The organism is Bradyrhizobium sp. (assembly GCF_050014615.1).
Taxonomy (GTDB): domain Bacteria; phylum Pseudomonadota; class Alphaproteobacteria; order Rhizobiales; family Xanthobacteraceae; genus Bradyrhizobium.
This window is the reverse complement of sequence record NZ_JBEKCZ010000171.1, coordinates 1-11,361: the sequence shown is the minus strand read 5'-3', so window position 1 is coordinate 11,361 and position 11,361 is coordinate 1. Positions and strand designations below refer to the sequence as shown.

Here is an 11,361-nt window from a genome sequence, read left to right as displayed (position 1 = left end):
GCCGGGCTCAGCTACGACTATCTGGTCGCCGCGATGCGCGGCTTCGCCACCGGTGAGCGGACCAACAATCTCGACATGCCGAAATTCATGCAGGCGCTGAGCGAGCGCGAGCGCGATGCCATGGCGCGGTATCTGTCGGCGTTGTGATGTGCGGAGCCGTGCGTGGGCAGGATCGATGGCGCGATTGATCCGGAACGGACATCACGAGGAGTGCTGCCCGAACTTACGTCTTGCAGGGGCTAAGGACGTGCGCGATTTTGTTCCCGTTGCTCGCCTTTGGCTTCCAAGCCAGCAAACGAGACGCGCCGGTCATGGTCTATAAATTCGATCCGAAATACTTCAATGGGACGATATTTAGCCTCAAGGCGTGGGATATGGCCGAGGGCTGGATGGAATTTGTTCCTCAGAACCTGCCTATCCCGGCGTCATATTTCCCGAAATCTCTCACGTTCGACAGAGCTAGCGCCAAGCTTCCCGACATATTTCATACGGCTAGAAACATCATCGTGTTCTCTGAGCGGGCGCGCGTGGTCATGGAGCACTGGGCGCCCGGTCAGGTCGAATTTGTTTCCGTCGCCTGTCACGCTGAGCCCAAGACCGCCGCCACGCTAGACTTCGCCACTGCGTACTACTTCATCAACGTCCTCGGGCGCGCCCAGCGGCTGCAATGGCGCGAAATGCCGGCGCATAAGTTTCCGCTGCAAGACGACGGGACGGAGCTTTTTGGAATGCTGCCGGACTTCGCCAACTGGAAGCTACGTGAGCGCGCCACTGGAGAACCGCTGATCTGGCGCGACACGCCCTGGCGGGACGGCAACAAAGAATACAGAGGTCAGAACGAAGTCCTCCTCGAGGACGTTCTCTGGCGAGAGCTTGACGCAAATTTTCCCGATCAACTGCACGCGCTGCGGGTCGGTGAGGATTGACGCCTTACGTCGGCGGCGTGAGGTCGGTGAAGTTAGTTTGGAGAATCAGTGTCAAATCACGTTGATTTCAACCGAGCATTTCTCAGCCGTGATTGCGCCTGTGTTTCCTCCGGTTACGCTCGCGGCGCCTCCGATCAATGCCTGCCGGAAAGAAAATATGAAACGGGCCGCTGTCATCACCACGCTGATTGTTCTTTGGCTCAGCGTCCCGGTGCATGCGCAAGATGGCGGGCCAATCATCCAAAACGAGCGCGTCACCGTGTGGGACACGATGAACCTGCTTCCGCCGGCGGATAACGACTTTGTCGCTGTTTCCCTGAAAGGCACTGCCGTGTTTGGCCACAAGGGCGACGTTCCCGGCGAAGCAGGCGCGCGTAACATGGTCATCGCGCTGAAGGATCATCCCGAGGCGCCGATCGTGAATAATTCGGGCTATCCAAATGCGTACCCTCGCGAGGGAATTGTAAAGCTTCTGGAAAATGATCGCGTGATCGTCTGGAGCTTTCGATGGACGCCGGGAAAACCAACGGTGATGCACTTCCACAACACGGACGTAGTGGTCGTTTACCAGGAGGATACGCCGCTGGAATCAATCACACCGGATGGGAAGCGCGTCCTGAACGAGTATAAATTCGCGGACACCCGGTTCAACAGAGGCAATCGCGTGCACAGCGAGCTTCTTGTTGGCAAGTCCGGCAGCGCGGTGATTACCGAGCTTAAGTAGAAGCGACCGCAGAGGTCCTTCGGCGATGAGTCTGCCGAAGCAGGTGGCAAGCCCGAAGCGAGCGTTGCCACCCAATCGGTGAAGGTCCTTCGGGCGCTTGCCGTGGCGCACTTAATAAGACCACGCGTTGATCGACGTTCCGTAGCCCGGACCGCAGGTGCCGTATCCATGGGGGTAGGAGCCACAAGCGGCTGTTATCCCGAGCGGGCCGAGGTCGATAAAACCACCGTGGTAACCCGGGCTCCCGCCGCCAGGGTACTGGCTCTCTGGGCGGGGCGCGCCGGCAAGTCGGCTGCTACGCCTGATGTGATGTGTTCCACCAACCGCGGCGGTATGGAAACGTCCAGCGTGACGACCGCTTTTATCGGCCCTCTGGTCAGAAGCCGTCGCGCCGGCCGTTACCCCGGCGGTCAGCGCGAGCACCGTGCCCGCAACAATAAGCCTTCTCATCATCGTCTCCTCCAAAGTCTTGTGCGCGTTCTTCGGGCCGGACCCGGCGACTGTAGCCACAAGATTGAGATAGGTGTTGGGCTGCCCCGCGCAATGACGATAGTTCCACGCCCGGCCTGACCACGGGCGCTACGATGTCCCTTGCTGAAACCGGCGGCCCATAAGACGGCGCGATTTCGTTAGTATGATTGCTTGTTCAACAGCAGCGTGGCCTTAGACCGGCGCCAACGGCCCCGGATTCTTTAAATAACGTTTGATCGAATCCGCAGTTCTCAAGGCCAGCGCACCTACGGGACCGGTTGGGTTTTTGCCGGCATTCTGCGGGAAGGAGCAGGCGCCGGTGACGAACACGTTCGACACGTCCCAGGTTTGTGAAAAGGGATTGAGCGCGCTTTTCGTCGGATCGGCTCCCATCACTGCTCCGCCGGTATTGTGCGTGCTCTGATACGGCACGATACTGTAGCGCTGCGGAGCTCCGCGCCGTGCGACGCGCTCGCCGCCCATCGCTTGTCCGATATTGACGCAAACGTCGGCGATGAAGTTCGCCTGCTTCTGCTCGTTTTGCTGAAAGTCAAAGGTCATGCGCATGAGCGGTCGGCCATAGCGATCGCGATAGGTCGGATCGAGATCGAGATAGTTCTGGCGATAGCCCATCACGCTGCCCTGGTTGACGATCGCGAGCGTGTGGTTGTAGTGGCGCACGACTGCGCGTTTCCAATCGGTACCCCAGGCAGGTGTACCTGACGGCACCGGCCGGAAGCCGATCGGTCGTCCGCCTGCACTCGGCGTCGAGATGCCGCCGCCGCCAATGAAGCCTTCCTTGAGGTGATCGAAGCTGCCGGTGTTGAAGTCGTCGATGTTCATGCTCAACGCACCGGCGCCCATGAATGGATTCATCCAGGTCTTCTCGTCGAAGAAGACGTTGGCGCCGCTGCCGATCTGATACGCATAATTGCGGCCGACAACACCGGTGCCGGTCGCGGGGTTGTAGGGTTGGCCGATGCCCGATAGCAGCATCAGATGGACATTGCCGAGCGCATAGGCGGCCAGGACCACCAGGCCGCCCGGTTGCTCGAACTCGCGGCCGGCTGCGTCGAGATAGGTCACGCTCTCGGCGCGCTTTTTGGCGGCATCGAGGTTGACCTTCATGACGCGCGAGTCGGTGCGTATCTCCACATTCTTTTTCGCCGCCGCGAGCGGGATTACGGTGAAATGCGGGCTTGCCTTGGCGTTCATTTCGCAACCGAAGCGTTCGCAATAGCCGCAATAATGGCATGAGCCGAATGCAACGCCGTCGGGATTGATGTAGGGCTGGGACATGTTGGCCGATGGCCCCGGGAAGGGATGATAGCCGAGGGTTCGCGCCGCCTTCTCGAACAGTTCGCCCGCATACGAATGGATCATTGGCGGATTGGGATAGTCGCGCTTGCGCGAGCCTTCAAATATATTGCCACCGTCAATTTTATTGCCGGCGAGGTTTCCGGCTTTGCCGGCAACCCCGCACAGATATTCGAACTTATCGTAGTAAGGTTCGAGTTCGTCGTAGGAGACGCCCCAGTCCTGGAGTTGCATGCCCTCCGGAATGGCGGACTTGCCGTAACGCGCGAGCGTCATCTTTTCCGGTTCGTGGTCCCAAGGCAGCCAGCGCCATGTTACGCCGTTCCAATGCACGCCGGCGCCACCGACGCCTTCGCCGGGCAAAAACGAACCGAGCTGGCGCATCGGCAGCGCGGTCTCAGTTGAATTATTGCGGAAGGTCAGCGTCTCGCGCGAGACGTCCTGCATCAATTCGTGGCGCTGTGCGTATTTAAGTTCGTCGTGAACGTTTGGATACGTGAAATCCGGATTGGTATCGCGCGGTTTGCCACGTTCGAGCACAACGATCGAGAGACCGGTGTCGGCAAGCTCCTTTGCCAGAATGCCACCGGTCCAGCCGAGACCAACGATAACGATGTCAGCAGCTTTTAGCTTCGTTGACATGGTCGTTTCCCTCAGCTCAGATCCTGGATGGATTTCGGCGCAACGACGTATTGTTTGTTACGATATTGTTCGATGTCGTCCGCATACATGCCGATCGCGCCGGGGAATCCGATCATCGCCCACACTGCGTTGTTACGATTGCCGCCGTACATCGGGTCGGCGAAATATCCTTCCATCGTGTTCTGCAGCAGGATGCTAAAGAAGGTGCGTGACGGGATTTGCGTGAATTCCGCCTGCCCGGCTTCGAGCGCCTTGAGTGCGGCTGCACGATCGGCCGTCGAAAGCTGGTCGAATCTCTTTCCGTCGCGGGTCTTGGCGCACCAGGCGTTGAGATCGGCTATGCCGACGCGGTAGAGATCGGCGGGCGGCAATGGAAGTTGATAGCCCTGTTGCGGCGTGCCTTCGCCGAACGGACCGTTGAGAAACATGCGGGCGCCGCGGCCATAGGCACCGGCCAGTTCGTGATCGATGAAAATGGGCACGCCGACCTCTACGCCGCCGGGACCGACATCATCTTTGGGTATCAGGGTGTCGACGAGTGCGACGATCACCGCGGCCTCCGGCGGCGTGAAGTAGCGGAAAATATCGGTAGCTTCGCCGTTTCGTTCGGGTGGATGCGTGTGGGCGTGCGTTGTCCCTTGCGCTTGCGCCTCAGTGAGCGCCGGCGGCGCGGTTGTCGTCGCTATGCCGACCGCGGCTCCGGTAATGCCGATGCCTTTCAAGACATCGCGTCGATGCACACCTTCATGATCAGACATGAAATCCCCCCGGACATAATGCGCGCCGTTCAGTGATCCCAGTCAGGGCGCGTCAAAGTTTTTTCAACCAATGGAGCCATCCAGCGGCGAACTGTTTCGTCCACGTTCCCCGGATGACCAAGGATCAGCGTAAACCCTAGCACCCGGCTTGGGGTACACGGAAGCCATAAGGTGGCGTACGCGCAACCCCCGCGCGTCTACCAATGACCGCGGTGCAACATTGCGGATCGACTCGCGTTCCGGCTCGCAGCCGACAAGCCGCCCAGCCCGTCGGTCACAGTTCCCGATCCAGCCGAAAACGGCCGCATCAATTCGGAGATTGTTTAAACCTTCCTGCCTTGATCACATCCAACTGCTTCGAGGCTGGAGATGCCAAATGGTCAAGGACCGCAAAACCGCCGATCAGCTCTCCGAGATGATCATTTCCGCGCTGGGTATTCGGGAGGTCGATGTCAACGTTCGCAAGGATCATGCGTACGGCTGGCAGCCGACTGTTATTTCCTCACCTGGCGATTCGATTGGATACCAACGGCGCGTCGAGGAAATCGCGCATCGATTGCGCTTTCAGTTCGATCTCAGGGAATGACGGCCAGCGATTGAGCCGTTCGCCGATGCGGCTCGCAGCCGCGGCGGCGCGAGGCCGCGTGCAGCCCGAAGAAGATTGCTTTGGCAGCGATCCCGCGCAAATGCGGCGGCCTTCTTTACCTGGCGACCCCGGAACTCGTGTTCCCGGAAGCGCGACGGACCCTCGATCTCGGCAGCGCCGCTGCGGGACCGGTGTTCCTCCAGGTGGGGACTACATTTGTCGACCCCACCGAGGTGGGGTACGAACCCACGGAAGGCGCCACGACCGATCCGTATCCCTCCGTTCCGGAGGTCTGTGCCAGCGCGAGTGTACTTGTGAGAGTGAGCGCTGTTGCCAGCGCGATTGCTGTAACGTTCATGATGGTCTCCTTTGTCTTGAGATAGGAGACAACCGCGCCGTTGGCTCAACCGTTCCATTCACTTCTGCTTTAACGCGATGGCGGGTCGAGAATATCCTGTTCGCGGACGACGAAAAAAGCCCCGGAAGACGCCGGGGCTTTGGGTCTACTCAATATCAGGGATCAATACTTCGCGACGACCGGACCGCCGAAATGAAGATTGACGCGGGCGGTAACCATGTCGACGCCCAGATTGATGCTGTCGTTGCGGGAAATTCCGGCGACGGGAACGGCCGTGAAAGTGAGGTTCTGGCTGCCCATGAAGCCGTGGTCGTATTCCAGCGCGAACGACCAGTTCGGCAAGAAGCCAACTTCGATACCGGTGCCGACTGTACTGCCGAAACGCGTTTCGGTCGCTTGATCGAATGCCGCGCCGGCAGCGAGACCGTTATACGTGTTGTGTGCGAGCGCCGCTCCGCCCTTCACGTACCACAGGACGTTGTCCCAGGCGTAGCCGATCTGGCCGGTGAACAGAGCGAGCGCATCGGTCTGCGTCTGATTGCTGGTCCCGGGATTGAAGAAGCTTGCATTGGAGGCTGACAGATTGGCCCAGTCGCCCTGAGCTTCCAGACCGAACACCAACGAACTCACCTGCCAGCGATAACCGGCCTCACCGCCGGCCAGGCCGCCGGTCGCGGTGTTGCAGCCTTCGGCAACGCCCGGGACGGTGGCAACGCCGAGAAAGCTGGTATTGGTCCAGCAATTGTGGCTCCAGCCTCCGCCGATGTTGATACCGAGGACGTAGCCGCTCCAGTCATAAGACGGCTCGACCGTCTTGGTATACGCCGACGCCAGGTCGGCGGCGAAAGCGGGAGCGGCCATCGCCAACGCGGCCAGACCAACCGTGCCCAGCAGAAACTTCCTCATCGTACAATCCCCAGCTGGTTCGATTGGCTTGATCTGAAGCAGCTGGTTGCCAGGCAAATTTACCGGCTTCAACGGAAGCAAACCCGTGCCTTCAATACAATTCTAATATGACAGGAAAATAGCAGGCCGCTCCGCGCCTGCGAGAGGTCCACCGATTGCCGCGATGCATGAGTCTTCTCGAACGCGGATGCGGCGATACTGCGCGCTGGAGCGACTTCCTTTTTAATATGACGTTTTGAATATGATTTTTTGCGATTTATGGCACGCCGGCAGCAATTTCCCGGCGATTTCGAACCCGGTTGTTCAGATTGCATTCAGCGGCCGCGTTGCTTATTGGGCGTCCGCAACAGCACGATCTCCATGCGGAACATGGAACCATTCGATCGTTCTCCCGTTAGCTGAGCTGTCCCTCCTTGCCTCTTTGCCGCCGTCCCTCCTCACCAATGGAAGCGTTGATATGAAGTTTTTCCGATCGTCGGTTGTCGCCCTCATGCTGGGCGCAGCCCTCCCCGCCTATCTGACCGCGCCGGCGCAGGCCCAGCTCGCGGTCGACGTCAGTGTCGAGATTGTGCCGCCACCGCTTCCCTATTACGAGCAGCCGATCATTCCCGCCGAGGGCTATATCTGGGTGCCCGGCTACTGGTCCTGGGATCCCAACGAGGGTGATTACTACTGGGTGCCTGGCACCTGGGTGGAGCCGCCGCAGCCTGAATTGCTGTGGACGCCAGCCTATTGGGGCTGGGTCGGCGGTCGCTACGCCTTCCACCCCGGATACTGGGGACGCGAAGTGGGCTTCTATGGCGGCATCGACTATGGCTTTGGCTATACCGGCGATGGCTATTACGGCGGCCATTGGGATCATGGCTCGTTCTTCTACAACCGCGCCGTCAACAACATCACCAATGTCAGGATCACCAACGTCTATAACCAGACGGTGATCGTGAACAACACGGTCAATCGCGCCAGCTTCAACGGCGGGAATGGCGGCACGACCGCACGGCCGACACCGCAACAGGAAACTTTGGCGCGCGAGCGGCATGTCGAGGCGACGCCGCTACAGCGTCAGCACGTCGAGGCCGCCAGCAAGGACCGCGCGTTGTTCTCGAAGCAGAACCACGGCGAACCCGCGGTCGCGGCAACCGCGCGCCCCGGTGTCATGCAGGGCGAAGGCGTGACGCGCGCGAGCCGCACGCCGGTTTCTCCAGTCAACGCGCCGAACCGCGAACCCGGCCGGCAGCAAGAGTCGCAGCGTCCAGGGCAGGAGCCGCCGCGCGCGACTGAGCCGGGCCGAGAGCCTTCGAGGGCGGAAGAAAAAACTCCCGCCGAAGCGCCGCGGCGCCCGCCGCAGGCCGAACCGAGCGTTGAGGAACGCCGGCCGGTTGAGACGCCCCGCGAACCGCCGAAAGCCGAGCCCAGGGTGGAAGAGCGCCGACCGGCACCGCCGCCGGAAGCCGCACGGCCTCCTGCCCCACGCGAACAGCCGCCCCGCATGGCGCCCCCGCCCCCTCGTCCGCCTGCACCGCGGCCGCCCGAGCGCGAGGAAGAAAAGCGCTAGTTAAGCCGTGGTCCCGTTCGCCGCCGCGCGCGCCGTCAGCAGCGTGCGGCGGTGATGAATCAGATTATCCAGCCGATGCGCGGCCGCGATCAGCGCCTGCGCTTCGGAGGCGCCCTCTTCCTGACCGGCCGTTCGCGCCAGCTGGGCGCGAAGGATGCCGTCGACCTCATCCTCGATCGCCCGCAATTCGGTCTCGTCGTCGATGTCCCTGATCCGTCCCGGCAGCACACAGAACGCATCCAGCGTCGGATGCGCGGCCTCGTTGGCGCGCACGCCGAGAAAGCGCCAGGCCGCCGCGAACATCGACGCCAGCGCGCCGAGCGCCATCGGCGTGAGGTAGATCGCGTTGCCGTAGCGGTCCATGAAGCTTTCCTGGGTGCCGTTGAAAAACGCGGCGGCGCCGGGATGCACCGAGAGATAGGCGTCGGCATCGAGCTCGGGCGCGGCCAATCCCGACAGCAGCGGCTCCTCGCCGACCAGGTCCCGGCGCACGCCCATGATCTTCTTGGCGAGGTCGGCGGCCACGGTGGCATTGAGATGCCGGTTCGCCACCAGATAATATCCCACCCGCAAGGTCGTGACGTCGTCATCCGGCACCGGCGGCGCACCGCGCAAGGTGCCCTTGGGAATATCGAAGCTCTCATAGGGCCCTTTGACGTCGGCGATGGCGCCGGCGGAATCGATCGGGATCAGCACCGGCTGGGAATTCGCGCTCTCGCGAAACAGGCCCTTCACAAACGACAGATACCGGTCGGTCAGCGGCACCACCAATAGAAGTACCGCGACCTCCCTGGCCTGCACCGCGCGGCGCGCGTCCGCGGGCGCGATATCCTTGAAGGTGACATTGGCGCGGCCGAGGTCATATTCCTTCTTCAGCGCCTCGACGACCCCGTGATTGATTTCGCCGCCGACCACGCCGACGGTGTGATCACGCAATTTGGCGATGCTGGTGATGGAAGACCCCGGCGGCGCCACCAACATGACCACGCCATGCGCCGTCATCACGACGGTTCGGGCCTGCGAGAGATCGCCGACATCGGCCCGCACCACCGCGAGATCGGCCTGGCCCGACGCGAAGGCCTTGGCGGCATCGAGCACGCTGCCGGAATTCACGACCTTCAGTCGCTCGGGGGATTCGATGGTGGCGAGGCGGCCGGCGATCAATGAGGCGACCTGCCTGGCCTCGCCGTCGAGCGAGCCGACCGCGACGGTCAGCGTCACCGGCCGCTGATAAAACCGGTACGCAATCAGGCCGGCGCCCGCGACAATGCAAAACACCCCCGCCAGCAGCACGGCGCGAACCCAGAACGGCAGTTCGATCTGAAGCGATTTCATGATCATCCAGCGCGCAGATGTCTCGGGACGGAAGTCCCGGACATCGGTCATGCCTGACCACGTTTAGGTTCGAAACAGCCGGATTACAAATTGGAAATAGCGGGTCAGGGCGTTACCGGCGCAAGAAGCTGATGGCTGCCGGATGCGGCGGCGTGACCAGATCCTGTGAAGTTTCGCCTTGCGAAGCCTCACGGCGCGAGTTCGGCGCTCGGCACGCAGCAACGGCTTCGACAGGCAATGATAACGCGACCAGGACATCATCTTCATCGAACCCTCCATCGCAACATCGATGGGTGGGCCGTGCGTGATGCGCCGTTCAAAGATCGCGCGTTACAAATTGGAAAGTCATTACAAGTTGGAAAGCTGGCGCTGCGCCAAGCGCGTTTGAACGCGGACACACCGAGTGTTGTTCAATGAATTGAGGGATTATCCGACGAATGGTTGATCGGCATTAAACCTGCGTAATGCGCCGAACCCATCGCGCGCTCGTCGCCTCCAACAGATGTTAGGAGGTGAAACTCATGAAACTTGTTTCTGCACTTGTTGGCCTCGCTGCACTCGGCGGGGTTGCTTTATCCAGCGCGGCCGCGTCGGCTCAGGACTCAACGACAGTCGTTGTCCCTGCCGGTTACGTCTGCAACGAATGGGGCCATTGCTGGCCCCGCCATCACTACGGTTACGGTGGCGGCTATTACCATCCGCATTACTGGGGTGGTTACGGCGGCGGCTACGGCTGGCATCGACACTACTGGCACCCGCACTACTGGGGTGGCGGTGGCTATGGCTGGGGTGGCGGCTACGGCGGCTGGCACCATTGGCATCACTGGCACCAGTGGTAATCGCGGAAGAAAGGGGTTTCGGCCCCTTTCTTTTTTGGCGAACAGAAAACACCAGGAGGCCGTCGTCATTGCGAGCGAAGCGAAGCAATCCAGCTTGATGCGCAGCAATCCATCACCGTCATTCCGGGGCGATGCAACGCATCGAACCCCGGAATCTCGAGATTCCCCGATGTGCAATTGCACATCTGAGGTCTGGTCCTTCGGACCATCCCGGAATGACGGAGTGTACAACGGGCAGTGTGGATTGCTTCGCTTCGCTCGCAATGACGGAAGTCTCCCTTCCCGCTTGCCAACCACCCTGCGCTCAGGCATTTTTCGCGCGCAAGCCGGCGTCGGAGAATGCCGGTATCGACAACGAACACGTCCGGCACCAGCGATCCGGACATCATAGGGAGATCCATCATGCTGACACGCCGAGACTTTGCCAGCGTCGCATCCTGCGCGATCTGCGCGCTGACGGGATTCATGGCCACCGATGCGTCGGCGGAAGGCGCGCCGCCCGCGGCGACACCCGGGGTGTCGCGCAAGATTCTGTCGCAGAGCGACGGTCCGTCGCCGGGATATGTGACATTGCTGGTGGCGATCGAGATCGAGGCCGGCGTCACCATCGGGCGGCATACCCATCCCGGCATCGAATCCGCCTATATTCTCGAAGGCGGTTTCGAATTGCCGATCGAGGGAGTGCCGTTGCGCATGTACAAGCCAGGCGACGGCTTCGTGGTGCCGCCGCAAACCCCGCATGCCGGCAACAAGAACGGCGACGCCAAGACCAAGGTTCTCAGCACCTATATCGTCGAAAAAGGCAAACCCCTCGCCTCGCCGGCGTAATGCGGTTATCGGCTGGTGCAGCGGCAAACTCCCTCTCCCCGCTTGCGGGGAGAGGGTTCGGGTGAGGGGGACTCTCGACAGGGACGGACTCGCGGAGAGTCCCCCTCACCCGGCGC

10 protein-coding genes are annotated in these 11,361 nt (G+C 61.2%); 6 read left to right on the top strand and 4 right to left on the bottom strand.

The annotated features are described in order from the left end of the window. The first annotated feature begins 257 nt into the window (after window positions 1–257). The gene (locus tag ABR948_RS22900; protein ID WP_428122426.1) at window positions 258–926 is read left to right on the top strand and encodes a hypothetical protein; all 669 of its coding nucleotides are present in this window, start codon (window positions 258–260) and stop codon (window positions 924–926) included. Then, entirely contained in the window at window positions 874–1,650 is a 777-nt protein-coding gene (locus tag ABR948_RS22895) for a cupin domain-containing protein (RefSeq protein ID WP_428122424.1), read from the top strand. The genes ABR948_RS22900 and ABR948_RS22895 overlap by 53 nt, the downstream gene beginning before the upstream one ends. 663 nt (window positions 1,651–2,313) lie before the next feature. Here ABR948_RS22895 and ABR948_RS22890 read toward each other — a convergent pair. Further along, window positions 2,314–4,080 (bottom strand): GMC family oxidoreductase, encoded by a 1,767-nt coding sequence (locus tag ABR948_RS22890; protein ID WP_428122421.1) that lies wholly within the window; start codon window positions 4,078–4,080, stop codon window positions 2,314–2,316. A gap of 11 nt (window positions 4,081–4,091) precedes the next feature. After that, window positions 4,092–4,838 (bottom strand): gluconate 2-dehydrogenase subunit 3 family protein, encoded by a 747-nt coding sequence (locus tag ABR948_RS22885; RefSeq protein WP_428122419.1) that lies wholly within the window; start codon window positions 4,836–4,838, stop codon window positions 4,092–4,094. Window positions 4,839–5,214: 376 nt separating this feature from the next. Between ABR948_RS22885 and ABR948_RS22880 the strand changes: the two genes are divergently transcribed. After that, window positions 5,215–5,424, top strand: a complete 210-nt coding sequence (locus ABR948_RS22880) for a hypothetical protein (RefSeq protein WP_428122417.1) — start codon at window positions 5,215–5,217, stop codon at window positions 5,422–5,424. Window positions 5,425–5,944: 520 nt separating this feature from the next. On the opposite strand, the gene ABR948_RS22875 is transcribed toward ABR948_RS22880, so the two are convergent. Continuing rightward, complete coding sequence (locus ABR948_RS22875) at window positions 5,945–6,688, bottom strand: outer membrane protein (RefSeq protein WP_428122415.1); 744 nt, start codon at window positions 6,686–6,688, stop codon at window positions 5,945–5,947. A 457-nt stretch (window positions 6,689–7,145) separates the two neighbouring features. On the opposite strand from ABR948_RS22875, the gene ABR948_RS22870 reads away from it, so the two are divergent. Further along, the gene (locus ABR948_RS22870; RefSeq protein ID WP_428122412.1) at window positions 7,146–8,243 is read left to right on the top strand and encodes a YXWGXW repeat-containing protein; all 1,098 of its coding nucleotides are present in this window, start codon (window positions 7,146–7,148) and stop codon (window positions 8,241–8,243) included. Here ABR948_RS22870 and ABR948_RS22865 read toward each other — a convergent pair whose 3' ends face one another. After that, complete coding sequence (locus tag ABR948_RS22865; RefSeq protein ID WP_428122409.1) at window positions 8,244–9,578, bottom strand: type 2 periplasmic-binding domain-containing protein; 1,335 nt, start codon at window positions 9,576–9,578, stop codon at window positions 8,244–8,246. A gap of 521 nt (window positions 9,579–10,099) precedes the next feature. Here ABR948_RS22865 and ABR948_RS22860 point away from each other — a divergent pair. Both ABR948_RS22860 and ABR948_RS22855 read left to right on the top strand, forming a co-directional pair. Continuing rightward, entirely contained in the window at window positions 10,100–10,417 is a 318-nt protein-coding gene (locus ABR948_RS22860) for a hypothetical protein (RefSeq protein ID WP_428122406.1), read from the top strand. A 402-nt stretch (window positions 10,418–10,819) separates the two neighbouring features. Then, window positions 10,820–11,245: a cupin domain-containing protein gene (locus ABR948_RS22855; RefSeq protein ID WP_428122404.1), complete on the top strand. Its 426-nt coding sequence runs from the start codon at window positions 10,820–10,822 to the stop codon at window positions 11,243–11,245. Window positions 11,246–11,361 lie beyond the last annotated feature (116 nt).

What these genes read in the sequence shown, in the direction of transcription:
- ABR948_RS22890 (WP_428122421.1), bottom strand. Translation starts at nt 4,080, where the DNA reads ATGTCAACGAAGCTAAAAGCTGCTGACATCGTTATCGTTGGTCTCGGC.
- ABR948_RS22885 (WP_428122419.1), bottom strand. Translation starts at nt 4,838, where the DNA reads ATGTCTGATCATGAAGGTGTGCATCGACGCGATGTCTTGAAAGGCATC.
- ABR948_RS22880 (WP_428122417.1), top strand. Translation starts at nt 5,215, where the DNA reads ATGGTCAAGGACCGCAAAACCGCCGATCAGCTCTCCGAGATGATCATT.
- ABR948_RS22875 (WP_428122415.1), bottom strand. Translation starts at nt 6,688, where the DNA reads ATGAGGAAGTTTCTGCTGGGCACGGTTGGTCTGGCCGCGTTGGCGATG.
- ABR948_RS22870 (WP_428122412.1), top strand. Translation starts at nt 7,146, where the DNA reads ATGAAGTTTTTCCGATCGTCGGTTGTCGCCCTCATGCTGGGCGCAGCC.
- ABR948_RS22865 (WP_428122409.1), bottom strand. Translation starts at nt 9,578, where the DNA reads ATGAAATCGCTTCAGATCGAACTGCCGTTCTGGGTTCGCGCCGTGCTG.
- ABR948_RS22860 (WP_428122406.1), top strand. Translation starts at nt 10,100, where the DNA reads ATGAAACTTGTTTCTGCACTTGTTGGCCTCGCTGCACTCGGCGGGGTT.
- ABR948_RS22855 (WP_428122404.1), top strand. Translation starts at nt 10,820, where the DNA reads ATGCTGACACGCCGAGACTTTGCCAGCGTCGCATCCTGCGCGATCTGC.